The organism is Paracoccus beibuensis (assembly GCF_026162625.1).
GTDB lineage: Bacteria > Pseudomonadota > Alphaproteobacteria > Rhodobacterales > Rhodobacteraceae > Paracoccus > Paracoccus beibuensis.
In genome coordinates this window covers 68605-91941 of record NZ_JAOTBD010000001.1, presented here as the reverse complement: position 1 = coordinate 91941, position 23337 = coordinate 68605, and the positions used below count along the sequence as shown (strand labels likewise).

General features: G+C 67.5%; 25 protein-coding genes and 1 pseudogene. 12 read left to right on the top strand and 14 right to left on the bottom strand.

Annotated elements, in window-relative coordinates; genetic code table 11:
• Positions 1-4: 4 nt before the first annotated feature.
• A complete protein-coding gene (gene ccoN, locus OC159_RS00510) occupies positions 5-1609 on the bottom strand; it encodes a cytochrome-c oxidase, cbb3-type subunit I (RefSeq protein WP_265499193.1) in 1605 nt (534 codons plus the stop codon).
• Between the two features lie 201 nt (positions 1610-1810).
• Between ccoN and OC159_RS00505 the strand changes: the two genes are divergently transcribed.
• Positions 1811-2650: a universal stress protein gene (locus OC159_RS00505; protein ID WP_265499192.1), complete on the top strand. Its 840-nt coding sequence runs from the start codon at positions 1811-1813 to the stop codon at positions 2648-2650.
• A gap of 65 nt (positions 2651-2715) precedes the next feature.
• Here the strand turns inward: OC159_RS00505 and queE are convergent, their stop codons facing one another.
• The 4 genes from queE to fnrL all read right to left on the bottom strand — a co-directional run bounded on the left by queE (position 2716) and on the right by fnrL (position 5324).
• Positions 2716-3420 carry a 7-carboxy-7-deazaguanine synthase QueE gene (gene queE / locus OC159_RS00500; protein WP_265499191.1) on the bottom strand — a complete coding sequence of 235 codons (705 nt, stop codon included), beginning with the start codon at positions 3418-3420 and terminating at the stop codon, positions 2716-2718.
• A complete protein-coding gene (locus OC159_RS00495; protein WP_265499190.1) occupies positions 3417-3770 on the bottom strand; it encodes a 6-pyruvoyl trahydropterin synthase family protein in 354 nt (117 codons plus the stop codon). The genes queE and OC159_RS00495 overlap by 4 nt, the downstream gene beginning before the upstream one ends.
• Complete coding sequence (gene queC / locus OC159_RS00490) at positions 3770-4477, bottom strand: 7-cyano-7-deazaguanine synthase QueC (protein WP_265499189.1); 708 nt, start codon at positions 4475-4477, stop codon at positions 3770-3772. Before queC ends, OC159_RS00495 begins: the two co-directional genes overlap by 1 nt.
• 82 nt (positions 4478-4559) lie before the next feature.
• On the bottom strand, positions 4560-5324 hold the full coding sequence (gene fnrL / locus OC159_RS00485) for a transcriptional regulator FnrL (RefSeq protein WP_407674031.1): 765 nt from the start codon (positions 5322-5324) through the stop codon (positions 4560-4562).
• A gap of 35 nt (positions 5325-5359) precedes the next feature.
• On the opposite strand from fnrL, the gene hemN reads away from it, so the two are divergent.
• A complete protein-coding gene (gene hemN / locus OC159_RS00480) occupies positions 5360-6712 on the top strand; it encodes an oxygen-independent coproporphyrinogen III oxidase (protein ID WP_265499188.1) in 1353 nt (450 codons plus the stop codon).
• Positions 6713-6734: 22 nt separating this feature from the next.
• Here hemN and polA read toward each other — a convergent pair whose 3' ends face one another.
• Entirely contained in the window at positions 6735-9533 is a 2799-nt protein-coding gene (gene polA, locus OC159_RS00475) for a DNA polymerase I (RefSeq protein WP_265499187.1), read from the bottom strand.
• Between the two features lie 71 nt (positions 9534-9604).
• Here polA and OC159_RS20050 point away from each other — a divergent pair.
• Positions 9605-9687 (top strand): annotated as a pseudogene (locus tag OC159_RS20050) (DUF2256 domain-containing protein); the annotation flags it as partial.
• 153 nt (positions 9688-9840) lie between these two features.
• Here the strand turns inward: OC159_RS20050 and OC159_RS00465 are convergent.
• A complete protein-coding gene (locus OC159_RS00465; RefSeq protein ID WP_265499417.1) occupies positions 9841-10029 on the bottom strand; it encodes a zinc-finger domain-containing protein in 189 nt (62 codons plus the stop codon).
• A 147-nt stretch (positions 10030-10176) separates the two neighbouring features.
• Between OC159_RS00465 and OC159_RS00460 the strand changes: the two genes are divergently transcribed.
• Positions 10177-11100 (top strand): ABC transporter ATP-binding protein, encoded by a 924-nt coding sequence (locus tag OC159_RS00460; protein ID WP_265499186.1) that lies wholly within the window; start codon positions 10177-10179, stop codon positions 11098-11100.
• A 13-nt stretch (positions 11101-11113) separates the two neighbouring features.
• Here OC159_RS00460 and OC159_RS00455 read toward each other — a convergent pair whose 3' ends face one another.
• Positions 11114-11494 carry an HIT domain-containing protein gene (locus tag OC159_RS00455; protein WP_265499185.1) on the bottom strand — a complete coding sequence of 127 codons (381 nt, stop codon included), beginning with the start codon at positions 11492-11494 and terminating at the stop codon, positions 11114-11116.
• Positions 11495-11507: 13 nt separating this feature from the next.
• Positions 11508-13085, bottom strand: a complete 1578-nt coding sequence (locus OC159_RS00450) for a DUF5928 domain-containing protein (RefSeq protein ID WP_265499184.1) — start codon at positions 13083-13085, stop codon at positions 11508-11510.
• A 153-nt stretch (positions 13086-13238) separates the two neighbouring features.
• On the opposite strand from OC159_RS00450, the gene OC159_RS00445 reads away from it, so the two are divergent.
• On the top strand, positions 13239-14057 hold the full coding sequence (locus tag OC159_RS00445; RefSeq protein ID WP_265499183.1) for a sulfotransferase family protein: 819 nt from the start codon (positions 13239-13241) through the stop codon (positions 14055-14057).
• Positions 14058-14109: 52 nt separating this feature from the next.
• Here OC159_RS00445 and dps read toward each other — a convergent pair whose 3' ends face one another.
• The 5 genes from dps to ndk all read right to left on the bottom strand — a co-directional run bounded on the left by dps (position 14110) and on the right by ndk (position 17440).
• Positions 14110-14658 carry a DNA starvation/stationary phase protection protein Dps gene (gene dps, locus OC159_RS00440; protein WP_265499182.1) on the bottom strand — a complete coding sequence of 183 codons (549 nt, stop codon included), beginning with the start codon at positions 14656-14658 and terminating at the stop codon, positions 14110-14112.
• An 89-nt stretch (positions 14659-14747) separates the two neighbouring features.
• The gene (locus tag OC159_RS00435; protein WP_111299847.1) at positions 14748-14981 is read right to left on the bottom strand and encodes an acyl carrier protein; all 234 of its coding nucleotides are present in this window, start codon (positions 14979-14981) and stop codon (positions 14748-14750) included.
• A gap of 171 nt (positions 14982-15152) precedes the next feature.
• On the bottom strand, positions 15153-15890 hold the full coding sequence (fabG, locus tag OC159_RS00430) for a 3-oxoacyl-ACP reductase FabG (protein WP_265499181.1): 738 nt from the start codon (positions 15888-15890) through the stop codon (positions 15153-15155).
• Between the two features lie 55 nt (positions 15891-15945).
• Positions 15946-16872, bottom strand: coding sequence for an ACP S-malonyltransferase (fabD, locus tag OC159_RS00425; RefSeq protein ID WP_265499180.1), 927 nt, complete (start codon positions 16870-16872; stop codon positions 15946-15948).
• A 145-nt stretch (positions 16873-17017) separates the two neighbouring features.
• Positions 17018-17440 carry a nucleoside-diphosphate kinase gene (ndk, locus tag OC159_RS00420; RefSeq protein ID WP_265499179.1) on the bottom strand — a complete coding sequence of 141 codons (423 nt, stop codon included), beginning with the start codon at positions 17438-17440 and terminating at the stop codon, positions 17018-17020.
• 144 nt (positions 17441-17584) lie between these two features.
• On the opposite strand from ndk, the gene OC159_RS00415 reads away from it, so the two are divergent.
• The 7 genes from OC159_RS00415 (at position 17585) to ureC (ending at position 23326) form a co-directional block, all read left to right on the top strand.
• A complete protein-coding gene (locus OC159_RS00415; RefSeq protein WP_265499178.1) occupies positions 17585-18676 on the top strand; it encodes an AI-2E family transporter in 1092 nt (363 codons plus the stop codon).
• A 75-nt stretch (positions 18677-18751) separates the two neighbouring features.
• Complete coding sequence (locus tag OC159_RS00410; RefSeq protein ID WP_265499177.1) at positions 18752-19516, top strand: GNAT family N-acetyltransferase; 765 nt, start codon at positions 18752-18754, stop codon at positions 19514-19516.
• A 128-nt stretch (positions 19517-19644) separates the two neighbouring features.
• Entirely contained in the window at positions 19645-20457 is an 813-nt protein-coding gene (locus OC159_RS00405; RefSeq protein ID WP_265499176.1) for an urease accessory protein UreD, read from the top strand.
• Positions 20458-20459: 2 nt separating this feature from the next.
• Positions 20460-20774 carry an urease subunit gamma gene (locus tag OC159_RS00400; protein ID WP_265499175.1) on the top strand — a complete coding sequence of 105 codons (315 nt, stop codon included), beginning with the start codon at positions 20460-20462 and terminating at the stop codon, positions 20772-20774.
• Positions 20771-21337, top strand: a complete 567-nt coding sequence (locus tag OC159_RS00395; RefSeq protein WP_265499174.1) for a HupE/UreJ family protein — start codon at positions 20771-20773, stop codon at positions 21335-21337. Before OC159_RS00400 ends, OC159_RS00395 begins: the two co-directional genes overlap by 4 nt.
• Before the next feature lies 1 nt (position 21338).
• Positions 21339-21644, top strand: coding sequence for an urease subunit beta (locus tag OC159_RS00390; protein ID WP_265499173.1), 306 nt, complete (start codon positions 21339-21341; stop codon positions 21642-21644).
• Positions 21641-23326, top strand: a complete 1686-nt coding sequence (ureC, locus tag OC159_RS00385; protein WP_265499172.1) for an urease subunit alpha — start codon at positions 21641-21643, stop codon at positions 23324-23326. The genes OC159_RS00390 and ureC overlap by 4 nt, the downstream gene beginning before the upstream one ends.
• Positions 23327-23337: the final 11 nt, after the last annotated feature.

Here is a 23337-nt window from a genome sequence, read left to right as displayed (position 1 = left end):
CCCCTTATTCGGCCGGAACGGCGATAGTGGCGGCGGCGGCCCGAGGCTGCCGGGCGACGGTCGCCCACAGGTTCCAGGCCATGATGATGCCGCCCGCCAGATACAGGACTCCACCCAGCCCGCGCACCACGTACATCGGGAACTTGGCGGCGACGGTGTCGGCGAAGGCGTTGACAAGGAAGCCGTTCTGGTCGACCTCGCGCCACATCAGCCCCTCCATGATGCCGGTCACCCACATCGAACTGGCGTAGAGGACGATCCCGATCGTCGCCAACCAGAAGTGCCAGCTGACCAGCGACAGGCTGTAGAGCCGCTCGCGCCCCCAGAGCCGCGGCGTCAGGTAATAGAGCGCGCCGAAGGTGATCATCCCGTTCCAGCCCAAGGCGCCGGAATGGACATGCCCGATGGTCCAGTCGGTATAGTGCGACAGGCTGTTCACGGACTTGATCGACATCATCGGCCCTTCAAAGGTCGCCATGCCGTAAAAGCCCACCGCGACGACCATCATGCGGATGATCGGGTCGGTGCGCAGCTTGTCCCAAGCGCCCGACAGCGTCATCAGGCCGTTGATCATGCCGCCCCAGCTGGGCATCCACAGCATGATCGAGAACACCATCCCAAGCGTCGCGGCCCATTCGGGCAGTGCGGTGTAGTGCAGGTGGTGCGGACCCGCCCATATATAGAGGAAGATCAGCGCCCAGAAGTGGATGATCGACAGCTTATAGGAATAGACCGGGCGCTCGGCCTGCTTGGGGATGAAGTAGTACATCATCCCCAGAAAGCCCGCCGTCAGGAAGAAGCCGACGGCGTTGTGGCCGTACCACCACTGCACCATCGCGTCCTGCACGCCGCTGAACACCTGCACGGACTTGCTGCCCCAGATGCTGACCGGGACCGACAGGTTGTTCACCACATGCAGCATCGCGATGGTCACGATGAAGGCCAGGTAGAACCAGTTGGCGACATAGATATGCGGCTCGCGACGCTTGATGATCGTGCCCAGGAAGACGGCAAGGTAGACCAGCCAGACGATGGTCAGCCACAGGTCGACATACCATTCCGGCTCGGCATATTCCTTGGACTGCGTCGCCCCCAGGATATATCCGGTCGCGGCCAGCACGATGAACAGGTTGTAGCCCCAGAACACGAACCACGCCGCGTTGCCGCCCCAGAGCCGCGCCGCCGATGTCCGCTGAACGACATAGAAGCTGGTCGCGATCAGCGCGTTGCCGCCGAAGGCGAAGATCACCGCGCTGGTGTGCAGCGGACGCAGCTTTCCGAAGTTCAGGTAGCCCTGCGTCAGGTCCGACAGGTTCAGCGACGGAAAGGCCAGCTGGAAGGCGATGAAGGTGCCCACCAGAAAGCCCACGACTCCCCAGAGAACGGTCGCCACGACGCCGAAGCGCACGGGACCGTCGAGGTATTGGTTCGCATTGACGACCGGCACCGGCTCATCGATGCGGCGCAGCGTCCACAGGAACAGGCCGCCCGCCACCAGCATGACCGTCAGCGCGTTGACCATGTAGGCCGGGTCGCGGGCCAGGTTGGCCCCGATCGCGGCGAACAGGGCCACGCCGCCCAGTCCGATAAGTTTCACGTAATTCCACATGGCGTCCCCGTGCCCAAAAGCCTCGCGTTCCGGTTTCAGCCTATCGGCCGGCGAATCGGCGTCAGGGGCTGTCGATGGGCCGGAAATAGGCGCCGGGCGCGGCACGAGCCTTGATCTGCGTCAAGGTCCGGTTGATCCTGATCAAGGCGTGTCGTCACGCGCAGACGCAGCATCGGCCCATCAGACACCACGGAGGCGACCATGGCCTACAAGACGATCCTGACCGTTATCAGCCACCCCGGCCAGATGGCGCAGCTGGAGGCAGCCGCCGCGCTGGCGGCATCGCAGGATGCGCATCTGGATATTCTCTGCCTGGGGGTCGACCACAGCCAGCCCGGCTACTACTTCCCCGGCGGCGCGGCCTATGGCCTGCAAGAAGCGATCGACACCGCGATGACGGATGCCGAAACGCTTCAGGCTCGGGTGCGTCAGCACATGGCCAGCGCCTCCGACCTCTGCTGGGCCACCGAATCGGCGGTCGCGCAATCGGGCAGCATCGCGGGGCTTGTCGGGCTGCGCGCGCGGTTCTCGGACCTGACGGTCCTGGCCAGCCCCTATGCCGACGGACAGCCGGGCGACGCGGAAACCATTACCGAGGCCGCGCTCTTCGAGGGGTCCTGCCCGATCCTCGTCCTTCCCAAGGCAGAGACACCGGCACTGCCGCCGCAGCGCGTCCTCGTGGCCTGGAACCAGTCGTCCGAGGCACTGGCCGCCATACGCCGCGCCCTGCCCCTTCTGCAGGCGGCACGAGCGGTCGAGGTGACCTGCATCGACCCCGGCAGCAGCGGGCCCGAACGCTCGGATCCCGGCGGTGCGCTGACGCAGATGCTGACCCGCCACGGGGTGCGGGCCGAGATCGCGATCCTCGCCCGCACCGCGCCGACCATCAGCGCCGAGATCAACCGCCGCGCAACCGAGATCGGCGCCGATCTGGTGGTGATGGGCGCCTACGGTCACTCGCGGCTGCGGCAGGCGATCCTCGGCGGCGCCACGCGCAACATGCTGGGACAGGCCCGCGTGCCGGTGTTCATGGCCCGCTGAAGGCCGGCGCGACGCGCAGGGGGGTGCGGGGGGACCGCCAGTCCCCCCGGCGTCGCGGGACGCAATCACACCCCGCGCTTGTTGCCCCACAGCATCACGTGCAGCTGGGGCAGGACGTGTGCGGCGAACCAGCCGTCGGCGCAGACCTTGCCTACCAGCCAGAGGACCCGGTCCGCGACGTCCTGCGCCGCCACCGGCACCTCGGGATCGACCTCCGGGTTGCCGGGCTGCAGATACAGCGGCAGGTCGGGATAGCGTCCCGCCACCTCCTGCGCCCAGGCATAGTCTTGGTCGTCGAAGATCACGATCTTCAGCGCCGTCTGCCTCGCCCCCGCCGCGACGCAGGCCTCAAACGCCGCCCAGTCCGCACGCTCGCCGCTGGACGGCGGCTTCGGGCTCAGGACCAGCATCTCCAGCCCGACGAACCAGTCTCGGGCGATCGAGCCCTGGGTTTCCAGCGCGAACCTGTACCCCTCGATCCGCCCCAGTTCGATCAACGGCCCGAAGTCCTGAATCGCCGGGTTGCCGCCCGAGATCGACACGGTCAGCGGCCGCCCGGCCGACAGCTCGCGCACCCGCGCCCAGACCTCTGGCGCCTCCATCGGGGCCCAGCTGTCGCGGAAGCGGCTGTCCACAGCGTGCAGCGAATCGCACCACGCGCAGCGATAGTCGCAGCCGCCCGCGCGGACGAAGACCGTGGGCTGGCCAATCAGCGCGCCCTCGCCCTGGATCGTGGGGCCAAAGATCTCCGCGATGCGCAGCCGGCTCATGGCCGGAACTCCGCCCAGGTCTTCGGCGTCTCGCTGACCCTGACGGCGCTGACCTCTGGCCAGCGCGCGCGGCTCCACTGGAAGAAATGCCGCGCCAGGTTCTCGGCCGTGGTGGGCCCGTCCAGCACGTCGTTCAGGTGCCGGTGGTCGAACGTGCCGTCGATGTGGTCCTTCAGCGGCGCCAGCTCGTGATAATCGCGCACGAAGCCGTCGGAATTCAGGCCGGCCGCCGCCAGTTCGACCACGACGATATAGTTATGGCCGTGCAGCCGCGCGCATTGATGGTCCGGCGCCAGATGGTCCAGCCGGTGCGAAGCGCTGAAGTGGAACTCTTTGGTGATCCGAAACATCACGCGCCCCCTGCCACATGGGCGGCCACGGCGGCACACCAGAAAACCCGGTCCTCGTAATCCGTGGGGTCGGCGACGCCCGCCAGGTGAAACGCCTCGCGCCGCTCGACGCAGGTGCCGCAGCGTCCGCAGTGCAGATCCCCGCCCTTGTAGCAGGACCAGGTCTCTGCGAAGGGCGCGCCGGCCGCGGCCCCCGCCGTCACGATATCGGCCTTGGTGGCGCGCACGAAGGGCACGTGCAGTGCCACATCGGCATAGCCGTCCAGCGCCGCCCGCTGCATGGCGCCGAAGGCATCGGTGAAGGCGGGCCGGCAGTCGGGATAGATGAAGTGATCGCCCCCATGCACCGCCGCCGCGACGGCCGTGTCTCCATTGGCGGCGGCGATGCCGAAGGCGATCGTCAGCATGATCGCGTTGCGATTGGGCACCACCGTGACGCGCATGGTGTCTTCGGCATAGTGGCCGTCAGGCACCGCGACATCGTCGGTCAGCGCCGACCCCGACAGCGCCGCGCCCAGACCCGACAGGTCGACCAGGTGGAAGGGCACCCCCAGGCGCCCGGCGCAGGCGGCGGCGAATTCCAGCTCCTTCCGGTGGCGCTGGCCGTAATCGAAGCTGACGATGCGCGAGAGCCGCCCTTCCGCTGCCAGCACTTGGGCAAGCGAGACGGAATCGAGCCCGCCCGAGCAGACGAGAGTGGTTTTCATTCTGTGACCCTTGTTTTTGTGACCCGGGTAGGCTGCGACCGGGAAGCGCCCGGTTAGCAGCCGTGACGCGGGATGGAAAGGGTCAGGCGGGCAGGCCGCCGTCGGAATCGTCACCCGATTCCTCGACCAGGCGGGCGAAGTCCGGCAGGATCACGCCGCGCTTCCCCTGCAATTCGATCACCCCGTCGCGCTTCAGCGCCGTCATCTGGCGGCTGACGGTTTCGATCGTCAGGCCCAGATAGTCCGACATCGCCTCTCGCGTCAGCGGCAGGTCCAGCACCATGCGGCCGCCGGGCTGCCGCTTGTGCAGCGCCGCCTGACGACGCGCGATGATGGAGATGAAGGACGCTATCTTTTCCCGCGCTGTCTTGCGTCCCAGAAGCAGCATCCATTCGCGAGCCGCGTCCAACTCGTCCAGGGTCATTTCCAGCAGGCGATGGGCCAGGTGCGGCGTCTGGCGCATCATCTGGTCGAACGGCTTGCGCCGGAAACAGCACAGCACGACCTTGGTCGCCGCCGTGGCGTTATAGGCCGCCTCGTGGCGGCCCGGGCGGCCCAGGAAATCGCTTGGCAGCAGCAGGCCCACCATCTGCGTGCGCCCGTCCTCCAGCGTCTGGGTCAGCGACGCCACCCCGGTCACGACCGATGCGACAAAGTCCATCCGATCGCCCTCCCAGACGATCGCCTGGCCGGACTCGTAGCTGCGATAGAACTTGATCTGTTCCAGATTCGTCAGCTCTTCGCCTTCGCAATGCGCGCACACTGCCCGATAGCGAATCGGACAGTCCGTGCAGCGCATGTCCTCATGCGTTGCCGTGCCCGTCTGTCCGGGCTTGATCTGGGTCAAGGAAGGCGGTCGCATCTTGCTTCAAGGATAGGCGCATGGAGCATATTTCGCAACTCAGGCGTGCCGGTCTGTTTCAGGCCTGTGCGCCGCGCTATACCAGCTATCCGCCGGCGACGCAGTTCAAGGCCATGGGCGCCGACCTTGTCGGCGGATGGATGATGGCCGTGCCCGAGGGGGCGAAGATCTCGCTGTATATCCACATCCCGTTCTGCCGGCGGCTGTGCTGGTTCTGCGCCTGCCGCACCCAGGGCACCCAGAGCATGGACCCGGTGCGCGCCTATGTCGCGACCCTGCGGTCGGAGTTGCTGGCCCTGCGCCACCGCCTGGCGCCACGCATCGGGTTGTCGCGCCTGCACTGGGGTGGCGGCACGCCGACGCTGCTGACGCCCGATCTGATCTGCCAGCTGGCCGGCGCGGTCTTCAACCTGTTCCCGCTGGAGGAAGGCGGCGAGTTCTCGGTCGAGATCGACCCGTCCGAGATCGACGCACCCCGCATGGCCGCGCTGGCGGCGGCGGGAATGACCCGCGCCTCGATCGGCATCCAGGACTTCGACCCGCAGATTCAGGAGACGATCGGCCGCCCGCAAAGCTTCGAGATGACGGCAGAGGCGGTGGACCTGATTCGCGGTCACGGCATCGCCGGGCTGAACGCCGACATCCTCTATGGCCTGCCCCACCAGACCCTGCCACGCATCGCGGACACGGTGCAGAAGGTGCTGGCACTGTCGCCAGATCGCATCGCCCTTTACGGCTATGCCCATGTCCCGTGGATGTCCAAGCGGCAGGTGATGATCCCCGGCGACGCGCTGCCCGAGGGAGAGGCGCGGCTGTCGCTGTTCGATGCCGCGTCCGACCTGTTCCGGGGCGACGGCTTCCAAGCGATCGGGATCGACCATTTCGCACGACCGCAGGACGGACTGGCCCGCGCGGCGGCCGAGGGTCGGCTGCGGCGGAATTTCCAGGGCTATACCGACGATCCGGCCGAGGTGCTGATCGGGCTGGGGGCTTCGTCGATCTCTCGCTATCCGCAGGGCTATGCGCAGAACGCCCCCGCGACGGGCGTCTATACGGCAGCGGTGCGCGACGGGCGCATCCCGGTGACGCGCGGCCATGCCTTCACTGCCGAGGACGCCTGTCGCGGCCGGATGATCGAGGCGCTGATGTGCGATTTCCGCATCGACATGGCCGAGATCACCCGCCGTTTCGACCTGTCGCCCGACGCGCAGTCGGCGCTGTTCCGGCCCGTCCTGCAGCGCTTCGGCCCTGCCCTGCGGCAAAGCAACGAGGCGCTGCAGATCACGCCCGAGGGTCGCCCCCTGACGCGGCTGATCGCACAGGCGCTGGATGCCTATGCCGCGCCCCAGGGCGGACATTCGGTGGCGGTCTGAAGCGCGCCGGGGCCGTTTCGGCTCAGTGCGCCTCGGCCCAGTTGGCGCCTTGGCCCGCGTCCACGACCAACGGGACCGAAAGGCGCAGCGAGGGTTCGGCAGCGCCCTCCATGACGGCACGCGCGCGGTCGATCAGCGCGTCCACCGCATCCTCCTGCACCTCGAAGACCAGTTCGTCATGCACCTGCAGCAGCATCCGCGCGGGCAGGTCGGCGATGGCGTCGGGCATGCGGATCATCGCGCGGCGGATGATGTCGGCCGCCGCGCCCTGGATCGGCGCGTTGATCGCGGCACGGCGGGCACCGCCGGCGGCAGGTCCGGACTGGTTGATGCCCGGCGTGTTGATCCGCCGGCCGAACAGGGTCGTCACGAAGCCGTCGCGCTTTGCATCCGTGACGGTCTTGTCCATATAGGCGCGGATTTCCGGAAAACGTTCGAAATAGGTGTCGATGAAGCTCTGCGCCTCGGCCCGCGGGATGCGCAGGTTGCGCGAGAGGCCGAACCCCGAGATGCCGTAGATGACGCCGAAGTTGATCGCCTTGGCCTGGCGGCGGATCATCGGGTCCATCCCCTCGACCGGGACGCCGAACATCTGGCTGGCGGTCATGGCGTGGATGTCGATCCCTTCGCGGAACGCCTGTTTCAGCGCCGGAATGTCGGCCACATGGGCCAGGATGCGCAGCTCGATCTGGCTGTAGTCCAGGCTGACCATGCGGTAGCCTTCGGGCGCGATGAAGGCCTGCCGGATGCGGCGGCCCTCCTCGGTCCGGATTGGAATGTTCTGCAGGTTCGGATCGGTCGATGACAACCGCCCGGTCTGCGCCCCGGTGATCGAATAGCAGGTGTGCACGCGGCCGGTCTCTGCGTTCAGATAGGTCGGCAGCGCGTCCGTATAGGTCGATTTCAGCTTGCTGATCTGGCGCCAGTCCAGCACCCGGGCCGGCAGGTCGTGGCCTTCGGCGGCCAGGTCCTCAAGCACGTCCGCGCTGGTGGAAAAGGCGCCGGTCTTGCCCTGCTTACCGCCGGCAAGGCCCATCTTGTCGAACAGGATTTCCCCCAGCTGCTTGGGGCTGCCGATGTTGAAGCTCTGGCCCGCAAGGCCATAGATCTCGTCCTCCAACCCCGCCATCTTCTGCGAGAACGCGTTCGACATGCGCTTCAGAACGTCCGTGTCGATCCGCACGCCCGCCATCTCCATCTGCGCCAGCACGGGGATCATCGGCCGTTCCAGCGTGTGATAGGTGGTCGAGACCTTTTCGACCGGCAGCATCGGCGCAAAATGCCGGTAAAGGCGCAGCGTGACGTCCGCATCCTCGGCCGCGTAGGGGGCAGCGTTGTCGATGGCGACCTGCCCGAAGTGGATCTGGCTTTTGCCAGACCCGATCAGGTCCTTGATCGGGATGCACTTGTGGCCGAGGTAGCGTTCGGCCAGCTCGTCCATGCCGTGGTTGTGGGTGCCCGCGTTCAGCGCATAGGACATCAGCATCGTGTCGACCAGGGCGGCCATGCGGACGCCGTGGCGGGCCAGCACCTTCCAGTCGTATTTCAGGTTCTGGCCGATCTTCAGGATCGACCTGTCCTCCAGAAGCGGCTTCAGCGCCGCCAGCACCACCGGCAGGTCCAGCTGTCCGTCCACGCGCGCCGATTGCCCGAAAAGATCGTCGCCGCCTGCCACGTGGCCCACCGGGATATAACAGGCCCGCCCCGGGGCCACCGCAAGCGACAGGCCGACAAGATCCGCCTGCATCTCGTCCAGGCCCGTTGTTTCGGTGTCGATGGCGACCTCGCCGGCCTCTCGGATGGCCGCGATCCAGGCGTCCAGAGCCTCGGCCGTGGTCACGGTCTCGTACGCGGCGGTATCGATGGCCGGCAGTTCGGGCGCGGCGGGCGCGTCGCTGACGGGCGCGGCCTGAATCACCGGGGCCTCGGCGCCCAGGGTCGCGGCCACACGGTTCGTCAGGGTGCGGAACTCCATCTCGGACAGGAAGGCCAGCAGGCGCTCGGGCTGGGGCGCCTTCACCGACAGGCTCTCCAGCGTGAAGTCCAGCGGCGTGTTGCAGTCCAGCTCGACCAGCCGCTTCGAGACGCGGATCTGCTCGGCGTTCTCGATCAGCGTCTGGCGGCGCTTGGGCTGCTTGATCTCGGACGCGCTGGCCAGCAGCGTCTCCAGGTCGCCGTATTCCTGGATCAGCAGGGCCGCGGTCTTGATGCCGATGCCCGGCGCGCCCGGCACGTTGTCGACCGCGTCGCCGGCCAGCGCCTGCACGTCCACGACACGGTCCGGCCCGACGCCGAACTTCTCGAACACCTCGTCCGGGCCGATCAGCTTGTTCTTGATCGGGTCCAGCATGTCCACGCCGTCGCCGATCAGCTGCATCAGGTCCTTGTCGCTGCTGATGATCGTGGCGCTGCCGCCGGCCTCGCGCGCACGGCAGGCAAGCGCTGCTATGATGTCGTCGGCCTCGAAACCCTCGGTCTCGATGCAGGCGATGTTGAAGGCGCGGGTCGCCTCGCGCGTCAACGGGAACTGGGGGCGCAGGTCCTCGGGCGGCTCGGGGCGATGGGCCTTGTAGGCCGAGTAGATCTCGTTCCGGAAGGTCTTCGACGAATGGTCGAAGATCACCGCCGCATGGGTCGGCGCGGTGTGACCGTCATCGGTCTGCACGTAACGCCACAGCATGTTGCAGAACCCCGCGACCGCACCCACCGGCAGGCCGTCGGACTTGCGCGTCAGCGGCGGCAGTGCGTGATAGGCACGGAAGATGAAGGCCGATCCGTCGATCAGATGCAGATGACAGCCGTTGCCGAATGCGTCGTCCATGATCACCTGTTCCCTGCTGCTGTCATGCGTCTTTTGCCACGCCCGCCCCGGATCTTCCAGCCGCCGAAAGGATGCCCATGCCGCCGATGCGCCGCAAGTCGGACCTGCCGCAGAAGACATGCGCCGCCTGCAGTCGGCCGTTCAGCTGGCGACGGAAATGGCGCGGGATTGGGAAAGCGTGCGCTACTGCTCGGACCGCTGCCGGTTCACGCGGGCTGGCGGGTCGGGCAAGGGTGGCAAGGCCACCCCGGGTTGAGGGCCCCCTCGATGGGGGCGCTCGACCCGCGCCCTGCGGACAGGCGGGCGATCAGTGGTCGTCGTGGGCGTGGTCGCGGTCGATGACGAAGCGCTTGTCGCAGTATCCGCAGTCGACGAACCCGGCCTCGGGCGCGATGGCCAGCCACACGCGCGGATGCCCCAGCCCTGCCGCGTCGTCGCCGTCGCAGCTGACGCGCCAGCGGGTCACGACCTCGGTCACCGGGGCCGGTCGGGTCAGCGCCTCCATCCCCGTTTCGGTCGACAGAGGCGTCTCGGGCGTCACGTGCTGCGTCATGGCTGGCCTTCTTGTGGCGGCTTGCATCATCTGGTCTAACCCCCATTAGCGCAGCGCCGCCTGCCTTCGCAAGCTCCGCAAGGAAATCCCATGTCCGACGCCATCCAGATCACCGGCCTTCGCAAGACCTATGCCGCGCAGGGCAATGCCCCCGCCAAGGACGCGCTGAAGGGCGTGGACCTGACGATCCGCGCGGGCAGCATCTTCGGCCTTCTGGGTCCGAACGGCGCAGGCAAGTCGACGCTGATCAACATTCTGGCGGGGCTGGTGAACAAGACGGCCGGCCAGGTCACCATCTGGGGCTTCGACCAGGACCGCAACCCGCGCCAGTCGCGCGCCGCCATCGGGGTCATGCCGCAGGAGCTGAACATGGACCCCTTCTTCACCCCCCGCGCCAGCCTCGAGGTTCAGGCGGGCCTCTACGGCGTCCCGAAATCCGAACGCTGGACGGACGAGTTGCTGGCGCTGGTCGGCCTGACCGACCAGGCCAACGCTTATGCCAGGAACCTGTCGGGGGGCATGAAGCGGCGGCTGCTGCTGGCCAAGGCGCTGGTCCACCGCCCGCAGATCCTGGTGCTGGACGAACCGACGGCCGGCGTCGACATCACCCTGCGGGAGATGCTCTGGGCCAACGTTCGCCGCCTGAACGACCAGGGCATGACCATCATCCTGACGACGCATTACCTCGAAGAGGCCGAGCAGATGTGCGACGAAATCGCCATCATCAACCACGGAGAGGTGGTCATCCGCCAGAACACCCGCGACCTCCTGTCGCGCACCGACGGCAAGACGCTCGTGCTGGACACGGGCGGCCCCGTCACGCTGCCCCCGCTGCCCGAAGGCGTGCGGCACGAGCGCCGCCCCGACGGGCGGGTGGCCATCACCTATCCGCCCTCGCGCTTGCGCGCCGACCAGATCCTCGACGCGGTGCGCGGGGCCGGCATCCCCATCCTCGACGTGGCGACCGAGCAGCCGGACCTCGAGGACGTCTTCGTGGAACTCACCCGCGGCTGACCCGCCGCGCGGGTCAGCCGCGCGCGCCGATCATCGGACCCATCACCGCACCACCCATGATGTGCAGGTGGAAATGCGGCACCTCCTGCACCCCATGCGCACCGGCGTTGCTGATCACCCGGAACCCCTGCCCCTGCTCCAGCCCGACGCCTTCGGCCGCGCAGACCTCGGCGCAGAGCCGCATGAAGCCCGCGATCTCGCCCTCGCCGGCGTTGGCCGCGAAGTCGTCGAAGCTGACATAGTTGCCCTTGGGGATCACCAGCACGTGGACGGGCACCTTCGGCGCGATGTCCCGGAAGGCCAGCGCGTGGTCGTTCTCGGCCACACGGTCGCAGGGGATCTCGCCGCGCAGGATGCGGGCGAAGATGTTGCTGTCGTCATAGGTGAAGGGCATGGGACGTCCTCTTTCAGTCCGTGAACAGGTGCAGGGTGTTGGCGATTTCCTCCGCCGCGTCCCGGTCCAGGTCCAGGAATGCGGCGATCGCCGTGGCATTGCGGTCCGCCGGTGCCGCGTCCGAGACGATCGACAGCTGGGCAAAGCCCGCCTCCTTCAGGCGGTCGGCCTCGTGCTCCAGGTCGCTGCGCATGATCGGCAGCAGCCGGGCCACGTCATCGGCGGAGGCATTGCCGCCGACCAGGCCGATCCGGCCCATGTGGCCGCGGACATAGTCGTCGTCGAACCGGCTTTCGACGAACAGCACCCGCGTCTCGGCCCGGTCCCGCTCGAAGTCCGAGATCAGGCTCAGCGCCGAGGGGTCAACGCAGAAGACCAGCCGGTCGGTCCCGAACTGATCGAAGAGCAGCTTGACCAGCGCGCGCCTGTGCCGCTCGCGCTTGCTCAGCGACGACGCGACGCGGCCCATCTCGGGCAGGTTGGCATCCAGTTCGTTGAAGACATAGTCCACTGCCGGAACCGACGTGTGCTGACGGATCGCGGCCGTCAGCCGCTTGGCGACATGCCATTTCTTGGCGACGATCATGTGGACGACACGCTCGGCGCCCAGACTGCCGTCGGCTTCCCAGAACCGGGGGGCAAAGCGACGGCCGATGCGCCCGCGCCCGGTCAGGAATGTGAACAGCCGCCGCCCCTCGGCGGCAATCGGGAAGCCCAGGCCGGCGCTTTGCCATAGCGCGCCCAGCCTTTCGCGCAGTTCCAGCGCTTCGGGGCTGATCTTGCGCGCGAACAGGTAATCCTGGCGCAGCAGCAGGTCGTAGTGGTCGTTGTAGAAGACCACCGGCATCCCGTAGTCGGTGAAGATCAGAAAGGTCAGCGTCCGCGTGCGGATCTGCTTGCGCGGCACCAGATGGGCAACCAGCGTCTGGAAGAACGTCTCGTCCGGGATCCAGGTCGTGCGGAAGAACCGCACGATCTCGGGGCGCTCGCGGATCAGGTCGAGGATCGCCTCGACCGTCTGGCGGCGCAGGCACCACCACTGCGATCCGATCATCACCTGAAGGTCGCGCGGAACCTCTCGGGACAGCCCGAATCGCTGCTGCAGGTTGACCCAGGTGTAGAACAGCCACTTCTGGTTGCGCTCGTTGAACCAGTGGCGATAGATCAGACGCCCTTCCTTCAGGCCGGTCTTGATCCAGTCGCTGTCGAAAAAGTCGAGACTTTCGATGAAGTCGCAATCCTCGGCATCGAGGGATGCCCGCGCGAACTCGGCCGACTTGATGGGCATGCAGTCGCCCGACAACATGTAGAAATGCGTGGCCTGGGGGAACGCCGCCTCGGCCGCGCGCAGCGCCTCCAGCGTGGCGGCAACCAGCGACCATTCGCCCCAGCCGCACTTGTGCCGGCGCGGGGCGAAGACGACGCCCGGATGGTCGCCAAGCGCATCCTTGATCTGCTGGAACATCGCCATGGGCGCGCGCTTGTCGAAATGGATCGACACGTAATCGCCCGTCGCCGTCAGCCGCCTTGCCTGGTCGATGACCCCCTGCGGGTCCTTGTGGGTCAGCAGGATGAAGGCGATCCGTGCCATGAGCCTCGCGTTGTCCGGTCATCGAATCCACGCAATTGGTCACAAGGCGTTGAATTCGTCGCTGCGTTTTGCTTTGTGTGTAGCTGATTTCAGCGTCGGGACAAGCGAGACGACCCCGACTTCCTCGCAGGCCGCGGTATCGGAGAATGCAACATGGGGTTTCCCGGCGTCTGGATGACCGAAAGCGAGAGCATGATTTATCGGGTGGTGCCGAAATGCGCCTGTTCGACCATCGGCCAGATCATGTTCTATTCCGACCACGGCCGGTTCTTCGACGGCGACATCCATGATGCAAGCAAGGGCCTGCACAAATGGGCGCTGGATCACAGCCAGGGCCCGATCGAGCGTGCGGTCCAGTCGCGCGACGCGCTGACCTTCACCTGCGTCCGCAACCCCTATGCGCGCATCCTGTCGTCCTTCTTCGACAAGATCGCCGGCATCCAGCGCAACGGCCGCCGCTATCGCGGCAACCTGGTGCCGCAGCTGGTTCAGCGCTACGGGATCGACGTCGGCACCCCGGAAAACGGCTTCGACTTCGACCAGGTCGCCAGCTTTCGCCGTTTCCTGCTGTTCGCCCGGGACACCATCCGCTTTCGCAAGCCGATGGACCCCGACATCCACTGGTCGGCCATGTCGGGTCACATCTCGACCTTCATCGTGAACGGCGGCCGCTACGACCGCATCTTCTTCACCGAGGCATTCAACGACGGGATGGCGCAGGTCCTGTCAGCGGCCGACACCCCCGTGGCGCTGGACCTGGCCGAGGTGCCCCGGTTCAACGAATCGGAAGGTCACGGGCCCAAGCGCGCCCACAAGGTCAGCGATTACTTCGACGACCTGTCGCGCCACCTGATCTGGGATATCTACAAGGACGACTTCCAGCTGTTCCGCTACGACTTCGACGATCCCGACAACAAGATGCCCCTGGCCGAGGTCGACCTGGACGAGGTTCACGCCAAGCTGGGCCGCTGAAACGGAAACGGGCGCCCGAAGGCGCCCGTCGTGGCGGCGTGTCGGGCGCCGGTTACTCCAGGTGGCTCTCCAGGAACCACAGGTCCTTGTCCAGTTCACGAGAAACGCCGGTCAGCAGATCGGCGGTATCGGCATCCCCGGCATCGTCGGTGCTGTCGATGGCGTTTCGCACTTTCTCTCCATGGTCGCGGATGCGGGCGCACAGCTCGGTCAGGTGGTCCTGCACCTTGGTCACGTCCGTCGGATAGGGCTTCAGGGTCACCGAATCCTTCACGACCTCGACCGTTCCCATCGCGCGGCCGTCCAGGATCTGCACGCGCTCGGCCATGACGTCGGTATGGGCCAGAACGCGTGCATGGACGGCATCCAGGAACTCGTGAACGGCGATGAAGTTCGGCCCCTTCATGTTCCAGTGCGCCTGCTTGACAGCCAGCCCCAACGCGATGCTGTCGGACACGCGGGCGTTCAGCGTCTCGATGGAAGTCTTGCGGGCGTTGTCTTCAAGACCCTTCACGTTCACGGCCATGAAAGCCTCCTTTTTGCGGATGTTTCGCCGCCACAACAAGGTGCCTGGCCTTCGGGTTCCACGGACCCGGCGCATGGGACAACTTCCATGAAAAACGGCGCCTCCCGAGCTGGGGGCGCCGTCTGGCCATCGTGCAAAGCGCGCGCGGCCGAAAAGGCTTCGGGTCAGACCGCGCCCTTGATGAAGTTCACCGCGTCGCCGACGGTCTGGATGGTTTCGGCGGCGTCGTCGGGGATCTCGATCCCGAACTCTTCCTCGAAAGCCATGACCAGCTCGACGGTGTCGAGGCTGTCGGCGCCCAGATCGTCGATGAACGAAGCGGATTCGACCACCTTGTCCTCATCGACACCCAGATGCTCGACCACGATCTTCTTCACGCGATCAGCGATATCGCTCATGTCATATCCTCATTCTCGCGGGCATCCGCCCAAGTTTTGCGCGGACACGCGGTCCGGTTCAGCACAGGGCGGTTCCCCTGCTGCTAAAGCGGGGGATATAGCACCCACGAACCCTCATGCAACCGCTTTCGGAACGATTCCTGCCGGGCGTTGCCGCCGCGACAGCGCCCGTCAGATCATCGCCATCCCGCCATTGACATGCAAGGTGGCACCGGTGACGTAACCCGCCTCGGGGCTGGAAAGATAGAGAACGGCGGCGGCGATCTCCTCGGGGCTGCCCATCCGGCCGGCGGGGATCTGGCCCAGGATCTTGCCCTTCTGGTCGTCGTTCAGCTTGTCGGTCATGGCCGTCGCGATGAAGCCCGGTGCCACGCAGTTCACCGTGATCCCGCGGCTTGCCACCTCGTAGGCCAGCGATTTCGACATGCCGACAAGCCCCGCCTTGGCGGCGGCATAGTTGCCCTGCCCCGGATTGCCCGTGGCCCCCACGACCGAGGTGATGTTGACGATCCGCCCCCAGCGCGCCTTCATCATGCCTCGAAGGACGCTGCGCGACAGCTTGAAGACGCTGGACAGGTTCACATCCAGCACCTGCGCCCATTCCTCGTCCGACATGCGCATGAACAGGTTGTCGCGGGTGATCCCGGCGTTGTTCACCAGGATGTCCAGCGATCCCATCGCCTCGGTCGCCGCCTTGGGCAGCGCGGCCAGCGACTCGGCCTCGCCCAGGTTGGCGGTCACGACATGCGCGCGGTCGCCCAGTTTCTCGGCCAGCTCGCGCAGCGGCGCCTCGCGCGTGCCCGACAGCGTCACGGTCGCCCCCGCCCCATGCAGCGCCTCGGCGATCGCGCCGCCGATCCCACCCGAGGCGCCAGTCACCAGCGCCGTCTTTCCCGTCAGATCGAACATCCCAGCCTCTTCTTTTTCATGTATCCCGGAACTCGGGACAGCGCCCCGACCCGCGTTAACCCCTGAGCGCCGCGACATCCGCCGGAATGCCGACATTGCGCACGGTCGCATCCTTCGTGATCCGCTTGATCATACCGGACAGTGCCTTGCCCGCGCCGATCTCCCAGAACTCGGTCACACCGGCCTCGGCCATATTGGCGACGGATTCGCGCCAGCGCACGGTTCCGGTCACCTGCTCGACCAGCAGGCGCCGGATCGCGCCCGGCTCGATCACCGCCTCGGCGCGGACATTGGCGATCAGCGGCACGGCGGGCGGCTGGATGTCGACCCCGGCCAGCGCATCGGCCATGACCGCCGCCGCCGGCTGCATCAGCACGGAATGGAAAGGCGCCGACACCGGCAGCATCAGCGCCCGCTTGGCGCCGGCGACCTTCATCGCCTCGGCCGCGGCCTCGACCGCATCCTTGTGCCCCGAGATCACGACCTGCGCCGGATCGTTGTCGTTGGCGGCCTGCACGACCTCGTCGCCGCCGATCTCTCGGGCGATGCGGTCCACGGTTTCGAAATCGAGGCCCAGGATCGCCGCCATCGCGCCGACGCCCACCGGCACGGCCTCTTGCATGGCCTGCCCGCGCAGGCGCAGCAGGCGCGCGGTGTCGGACAGGGTCAGCGCCCCCGCCGCGCAGAGCGCCGAATATTCGCCCAGCGAATGACCCGCGACAAAGTCGGCATCGTGGATGTTGATCCCTTCGGCTTCCATCGCGCGGAAGGCCGCGATGGACGTCGCCATCAGCGCCGGCTGCGCGTTCCGCGTCAGCGTCAGCGTGTCGGCATCCCCTTCCCAGATCAGCTTGGACAGGTTTTCGCCCAGCGCCTCGTCCACCTCGTCGAAGACGTCGCGCGCGGCAGGCCAGGCTTCGGCCAGTTCGCGGCCCATGCCGACCGTTTGCGCCCCCTGCCCCGGAAACACGAATGCCCGCATGGCACTTCCCCCAAAAAAATCGTTGCGTCGCAACTGGGCATAGCCGTTGCGCGACGCTGCCGCAACCGATGCCATCTGCCAGCCGCGCCAGAAGAAAGGGGCCGCGAAGGGCCCCTTTTGGTCAGTCCGCATCGTCCTGGCGGCTTCAGCCGACCAGTTCGAGGCCCGAGAAGAAGAATGCGATCTCTTCCTTGGCGGTCTCGGGGGCGTCGGAGCCGTGCACCGAGTTCTCGCCCATGGACAGCGCGAACTCCTTGCGGATCGTGCCTTCGTCTGCATTGGCCGGGTTGGTGGCGCCCATGACTTCACGGTTCTTCGCGATGGCGTTCTCGCCCTCCAGGACCTGCACGACGACCGGTTCCGAGGCCATGAACTCGACCAGTTCTCCGTAGAAGGGGCGGTCCTTGTGAACTTCGTAGAACTTGCCCGCCTGCTCGGCCGACAGCTTGATGCGCTTCTGCGCGACGATGCGCAGGCCCGCATCCTCGAACTTGGCGTTGATCTTGCCGGTCAGGTTGCGGCGGGTGGCATCGGGCTTGATGATGGAAAGCGTGCGTTCGGTGGCCATGGTCTTACCTTGTCTGATCGGCGGGCCGCGCCCGCGCTTCACGGAAATCCGCGTCCGGTTAGCAGGCTTGGCCGCCCCGGGCAAGAAGGTGCGGCGGAACCCCCACGCCGCGCTGCGGATTGATCCGCCAGCACAGGAGCATCCATGACAGACTGGCGCCCGACCCCGCCCGCACGGCACGAACCTTCCGGCGCGGGCACCGACCGCGCGCTGACCACCGGCACGCTGGTCAGGACGGCGGCGCTGGTCCTGCTTCTGGGCGCGGCGTGGGCGTGGTCCCATGTCCTCTTGCTGGTCTTCGGCGCCATCCTTGTCGCCATCGCGTTGCGGGCCGGGGGCAACGGGCTGCACCGGCTGATCGCCCTCAACGTCAAGCTGGGGGTGCTGATCGTCGTTCTGGCGGTGATCGGCGCTCTGGCCGGGGGCTTCTGGCTGGCCGGGTCCTCCGTTGCCGCGCAGTTCCGGGACCTTCTGGATGCGCTGCCCGAATCCTGGGATGCGCTGACCGGCTGGATGCCGGGCGATCTTCTGGGCGAGGCGGTCGAGGACAAGCTGCCCGAGGACATCGAGGCCGGGGCCGAGCGCCTGGCCGAGCGTCTGCCCGACATGATGGGCATGCTGACCGGCATCGTGAACACCCTTCTGGGCAGCGTCTCGTCGGTCCTGCTGATGCTGATCACCGCCGTCTATCTGGCGATCGAGGCGCCGCTTTATCGCAGGGGAGCGATCCGACTGGTGCCGCTGCGTCGCCGCGAGCGCGCCTCGGGCATCCTGGATGAGCTGGGCACGCAGCTGGCGCGATGGATGGCGGGGCAGGCGCTGGACATGGTCGTGGTGGCGATCCTGGCCGGGCTGGGCCTGTGGCTGCTGGGCGTGCCGCTGACGCTGATCCTGGCGCTGATTGCAGGTGTGACCAACATCGTGCCGATCGTCGGGCCCGTCTTCTCGGGCGGCATCGCGGTCCTGGTGGCGCTGCCGCAGGGGGTCGACACCGCCCTTTACGTCGCCCTGCTGTTCCTGGCGATCCAGACGTTCGAGGGCGACGTCCTGATGCCGCTGATCCAGCGCTATGCCGTGCAGCTGCCGCCGGCGCTGACGATCGTGGCCATCGTGGCGTTCGGCGGGCTCTTCGGGTTCGTCGGCGTCATCCTTGCAACGCCGCTGCTGATCGTCGCGATGCTGCTGATCCGCCGGCTTTACGTGCAGGACACGCTTGGCGATCCCGAGATCGACTGACGGGGCCGAATGCCTTCGTGATTTCGACACAGGAGGCGCTTATACTGGCACCGCGTCCATCAGGGGTTGGTCACGATGAAACCGCTGTCCAAGGGTCGGTACCGCGCGCGCTTGGCCGACACCGACCAGGACCTCTGCGATTGCCAGCGGCTGCGCTGGCAGTGCTTCCTGGCCCGGACCGGAGAGATCGACGACGGCCACGGCCTTGACGCCGACGCCCTGGACGCCGATTGCCAGCACATGCTGGTCGAGGACGCGGCCTCGGGGCGCCTGGTCTGCACCTTCCGCTTCCTGCCGCTGGCCGACGGATCGCAGATCGCGCGCAGCTATTCGGCGCAGCACTATGACCTGGCAGCCCTGGGCCGCTTCGACGGTCCCATGGTCGAGATGGGGCGCTTCTGCATCCATCCCGACCACCGCGATCCCGACATCCTGCGAATCGCTTGGGCCGCCCTGACGCGCCATGTAGACGAAGCCGGGGTCGAGATGCTGTTCGGCTGCTCCAGCTTCGTCGGCTGCGATCCTGACACGCATGCCGAGGCCTTCGCCATGCTCAAGGACCGCCACCTGGCGCCGCGCCGCTGGTGGCCGCGCGTCAAGGCGCCCCGCGTCTTCCGCTTTGCCCGCGTGCTGCGCCTGCGCCAGCCGGACCCCCGCCGCGCGATGGCCGCGATGCCGCCGCTGCTGCGCAGCTACCTGGCGATGGGCGGCTGGGTCAGCGACCACGCCGTCGTCGACCCAGCGCTGAAGACGATGCATGTCTTTACCGGGGTCGAGATCCGCGCCATCCCCCCGTCCCGCAGGCGGCTGCTGGACGCAATAGCCTACCGGATCGCCTGAATCTTCTGCCCGGTTTGCGGGCAGGTTGCCCATTTGCGGTGCGGCCTGCATGTTGATGCCCACGCGGCAAGCAATTGCGGCGTACCCGGTCGTTGACGCTGCGGCGTGCTTTGGCAACCCATGCCCGTATGTTCAACAGCACCACCCCCACGATCCGCATGCAGCGCAGCCACGGCGCGGCGCAGGTCGTCATCGGCCCGCGCGGGCTGATCGACTTGGCGCAGCGGGGCTCGGCCAAAACGATGCTGCCGCGCATGACGGCGGGCCTGCCAGAGATCGTGTTCCTGAACACATCCGGCGGACTCGCCTCGGGCGATCGGCTGTTCTTCGGCGTCGCGCTGCGCCCATGCACCCGTGCGGTGGCGACGACCCAGACGGCCGAGCGTGCCTATCGCGCCAACGGCACCGCAACGGCGCAGGTGTCGCTGTCGGTGGGCGACGGCGGGTGGCTGGACTGGCTGCCGCAGGAAACGATCCTCTATGACGGCGCGCGCCTGCAGCGGGAAACAACGGTGGATCTTGCCCCAGATGCCGGCTGCCTGCTGCTGGAGATGCTGGTCCTCGGCCGCCTCGCCATGGGCGAGCGTCCGGCCCGCCTGCACCTGCGCGACCGCCGCATCGTGCGCCGCGCGGGCCGCATCCTGCTTCACGACGCGCTGGCGCTGGACGATGCCACGCTGCCGCGGCTGGACAGCCCGGCGATGCTGGGCGGCGCCCGCGCGCTGGCCACGCTGGCCATGGTCGCGCCCCATGCGCCGGACCTTCTGCCGCAGGCCCGCGCGGCGCTGGACGAACCCGGCGTCAGTGCCGCCGCCAGCGCGCCACCGGGCCGCCTGTTGATCCGCATGCTGGCCGATGACGGCTGGCCGCTGCGCCGGCAGATCAACCGACTTCTGGGGGCGCTGCGCCCCGATCCCCTTCCCCGCATCTGGCAGGTCTGACGATGAACCTTTCCCCCCGCGAACGCGAGAAGCTGCTGGTCTCGGTCGCCGCCATGGTGGCGCGCAGCCGCCTGTCGCGCGGCGTCAAGCTGAACCACCCCGAGGCGATTGCAATGATCACGGATTTCGTGGTCGAGGGCGCGCGCGACGGCCGCAGCGTGGCCGACCTGATGCAGGCGGGCGGGCATGTCATCACCGCCGACCAGTGCATGCCCGGCATCCCCGACATGATCGAATCCGTCCAGGTCGAGGCGACCTTCCCCGACGGCACCAAGCTGGTCACCGTCCATCACCCCATCCGCGAGGCCTCCGAATGAAACGCCTGATCCTTGCCTCCATGCTGCTGCCCGCAGTTTTTCCGGGGACCGCGCTGGCCCATCCCGGCCACGTTCATGACGCCCAGTTCATCCACGGCCTGGCCCATCCGGTGGGCGGTGTCGATCACCTGCTGGCGATGGTCACGCTTGGCCTTCTGGCCGCACAGCTGGGCGGGCGGGCAATTTGGGCGCTGCCGGCGACCTTCGTCGGCGCGATGTTGGCGGGGGGCGCGATGGGCGCGGGTGGCATGGGCCTGCCAGCGGTCGAGCCGATGATCCTGGCCTCGGTCGTGGTGCTGGGCGTGCTGGTCGCCATGGCCGTGCGCCTGCCCTTGGAGGCGCTGGTCCCGGTGGTGGTCATCTTCGGCGCGGCCCATGGCTGGGCGCATGGGGCCGAGGGGCCGGCGACGGGGCTTGGGCTCTACGCGGCGGGCTTCGCGCTGGCGACCATGGCGCTGCACCTGGGCGGCATCGCCTTTGGCCGCCTGCTGTCGCGGGGGCTGGAGCTGCGCGTTCTGGGCGGCGGCACCGCGCTGGCGGGCCTGGCGCTGGCGGTCGGCTGACATGATCCCCGGAGAGATCCTTCCCGCCGATGGCGAGATCGCGCTGAACGACGGGCGCGCGACGATCACGCTGATGATCGCCAATACCGGCGACCGGCCGATCCAGGTCGGCAGCCATTACCATTTCGCCGAAACCAACCCGGCGCTGTATTTCGACCGCGCCGCCGCGCGCGGCATGCGCCTGGCCATCCCCGCCGGCACCGCCGTGCGGTTCGAGCCCGGCCAGTCGCGTCAGGTCACCTTGGTGGGCTATGCGGGCGACCGGATCGTGCACGGCTTTCGCGGCCAGATCGGGGGTGCGCTGTGACGACGCTGTCCCGCGCCGATTATGCCGCGCTCTATGGTCCCACCACCGGCGACCGCATCCGCCTGGCCGATACCGAGATCCTCATCGAGGTCGAGCGCGACCTGACCATCGCGGGAGAGGAGGTCAAGTTCGGCGGCGGCAAGGTCGTGCGCGACGGCATGGGCCAGTCCCAAGTCACCCGCGCGGACGGCGCCATGGACACGGTGATCACCGGCGTCGTGGTGTTCGACCACCAGGGCATCATCAAGGCCGATGTGGGCCTGAAGGACGGGCGCATCGCCGGGATCGGCAAGGCCGGCAACCCCGACACCCAGCCGGGCGTGACCCTGATCATCGGCCCCGGAACCGAGATCATCGCCGGAGAGGGCCGCATCCTGACCCCCGGCGGTTTCGACTGCCACATCCACTATATCTGCCCGCAGCAGGTGGACCACGCGCTGCATTCCGGGGTCACAACGCTTCTTGGCGGCGGCACCGGCCCCGCGCATGGCACGCTGGCCACGACCTGCACCCCCGGCCCTTGGCACATCGCCCGCATGCTGGAGGCCTGCGCCGACCTGCCCGTCAACATCGGCATCGCGGGCAAGGGCAACGCCAGCGTCGCGGCCCCGCTGGAGGAACAGGTCCGCGCCGGCGCCTGCGCGCTGAAGCTGCACGAGGATTGGGGCACCACCCCCGCCGCCATCGACTGCTGCCTGACCGTCGCCGACGTTATGGACGTGCAGGTGATGATTCACACCGACACGCTGAACGAATCGGGCTTTGTCGAGGATACGATGGCCGCCATCGCGGGCCGCGCCATCCACGCCTATCACACCGAGGGCGCGGGCGGCGGGCACGCCCCCGACATCATCCGCATGGTCGGCATGGCGAACGTGCTGCCGTCGTCGACCAACCCGACGCGGCCCTATACCGGCAACACGATCGAGGAACACCTCGACATGCTGATGGTCTGCCACCACCTTGACCGCCGCGTCCCCGAGGATGTCGCCTTCGCCGAATCCCGCATCCGGCGCGAGACCATCGCGGCCGAGGACATCCTGCACGACCTTGGTGCGTTCAGCGTGATCTCGTCGGACAGCCAAGCCATGGGCCGGATCGGAGAGGTGATCATCCGCACCTGGCAGACCGCCGACAAGATGCGCCGCCAGCGCGGCCGCCTGCCCGGCGAGCAGGGGCAGAATGACAACCTGCGCGCCCGCCGCTATATCGCGAAATACACGATCAACCCCGCCATCGCCCATGGGGTCAGCCGGCATATCGGGTCGATCGCGCCGGGCAAGCGCGCGGACCTGGTCCTGTGGTCGCCCGCCTTCTTTGCCGCCAAGCCCGAGATGGTGCTGGTCGGCGGTCAGATCAGCGTGGCGCAGATGGGCGATCCGAACGGCTCGATCCCCGTGCAGCCGATGTTTTCGCGGCCCATGTGGGGGCACAACCGCCGCGCCTCGGCCCTCTTCGTCAGCCAGGCGGGGCTGGAGGCCGGGGCCGGATCGGCGCTGCAAAAGACCCTGATCGCGGTGGAACACACCCGCGACATCGGCAAGGCCGACATGGTCCTGAACAACGCCATGCCCGACATCGAGGTCGACCCGGAAACCTACGAGGTCCGCGCCGACGGCGTTCTTCTGACCTGCGAGCCCGCGACCGAGCTGCCGCTGGCGCAACGCTATTTCCTCTATTGAGGGAAGGATCA

Coding starts and splice junctions, on each gene's coding strand:
- ccoN (WP_265499193.1), bottom strand. CDS start 1,609: ATGTGGAATTACGTGAAACTTATCGGACTGGGCGGCGTGGCCCTGTTC.
- OC159_RS00505 (WP_265499192.1), top strand. CDS start 1,811: ATGGCCTACAAGACGATCCTGACCGTTATCAGCCACCCCGGCCAGATG.
- queE (WP_265499191.1), bottom strand. CDS start 3,420: ATGAGCCGGCTGCGCATCGCGGAGATCTTTGGCCCCACGATCCAGGGC.
- OC159_RS00495 (WP_265499190.1), bottom strand. CDS start 3,770: ATGTTTCGGATCACCAAAGAGTTCCACTTCAGCGCTTCGCACCGGCTG.
- queC (WP_265499189.1), bottom strand. CDS start 4,477: ATGAAAACCACTCTCGTCTGCTCGGGCGGGCTCGATTCCGTCTCGCTT.
- hemN (WP_265499188.1), top strand. CDS start 5,360: ATGGAGCATATTTCGCAACTCAGGCGTGCCGGTCTGTTTCAGGCCTGT.
- polA (WP_265499187.1), bottom strand. CDS start 9,533: ATGGACGACGCATTCGGCAACGGCTGTCATCTGCATCTGATCGACGGA.
- OC159_RS00460 (WP_265499186.1), top strand. CDS start 10,177: ATGTCCGACGCCATCCAGATCACCGGCCTTCGCAAGACCTATGCCGCG.
- OC159_RS00455 (WP_265499185.1), bottom strand. CDS start 11,494: ATGCCCTTCACCTATGACGACAGCAACATCTTCGCCCGCATCCTGCGC.
- OC159_RS00450 (WP_265499184.1), bottom strand. CDS start 13,085: ATGGCACGGATCGCCTTCATCCTGCTGACCCACAAGGACCCGCAGGGG.
- OC159_RS00445 (WP_265499183.1), top strand. CDS start 13,239: ATGGGGTTTCCCGGCGTCTGGATGACCGAAAGCGAGAGCATGATTTAT.
- dps (WP_265499182.1), bottom strand. CDS start 14,658: ATGCGCCGGGTCCGTGGAACCCGAAGGCCAGGCACCTTGTTGTGGCGG.
- OC159_RS00435 (WP_111299847.1), bottom strand. CDS start 14,981: ATGAGCGATATCGCTGATCGCGTGAAGAAGATCGTGGTCGAGCATCTG.
- fabG (WP_265499181.1), bottom strand. CDS start 15,890: ATGTTCGATCTGACGGGAAAGACGGCGCTGGTGACTGGCGCCTCGGGT.
- fabD (WP_265499180.1), bottom strand. CDS start 16,872: ATGCGGGCATTCGTGTTTCCGGGGCAGGGGGCGCAAACGGTCGGCATG.
- ndk (WP_265499179.1), bottom strand. CDS start 17,440: ATGGCCACCGAACGCACGCTTTCCATCATCAAGCCCGATGCCACCCGC.
- OC159_RS00415 (WP_265499178.1), top strand. CDS start 17,585: ATGACAGACTGGCGCCCGACCCCGCCCGCACGGCACGAACCTTCCGGC.
- OC159_RS00410 (WP_265499177.1), top strand. CDS start 18,752: ATGAAACCGCTGTCCAAGGGTCGGTACCGCGCGCGCTTGGCCGACACC.
- OC159_RS00405 (WP_265499176.1), top strand. CDS start 19,645: ATGTTCAACAGCACCACCCCCACGATCCGCATGCAGCGCAGCCACGGC.
- OC159_RS00400 (WP_265499175.1), top strand. CDS start 20,460: ATGAACCTTTCCCCCCGCGAACGCGAGAAGCTGCTGGTCTCGGTCGCC.
- OC159_RS00395 (WP_265499174.1), top strand. CDS start 20,771: ATGAAACGCCTGATCCTTGCCTCCATGCTGCTGCCCGCAGTTTTTCCG.
- OC159_RS00390 (WP_265499173.1), top strand. CDS start 21,339: ATGATCCCCGGAGAGATCCTTCCCGCCGATGGCGAGATCGCGCTGAAC.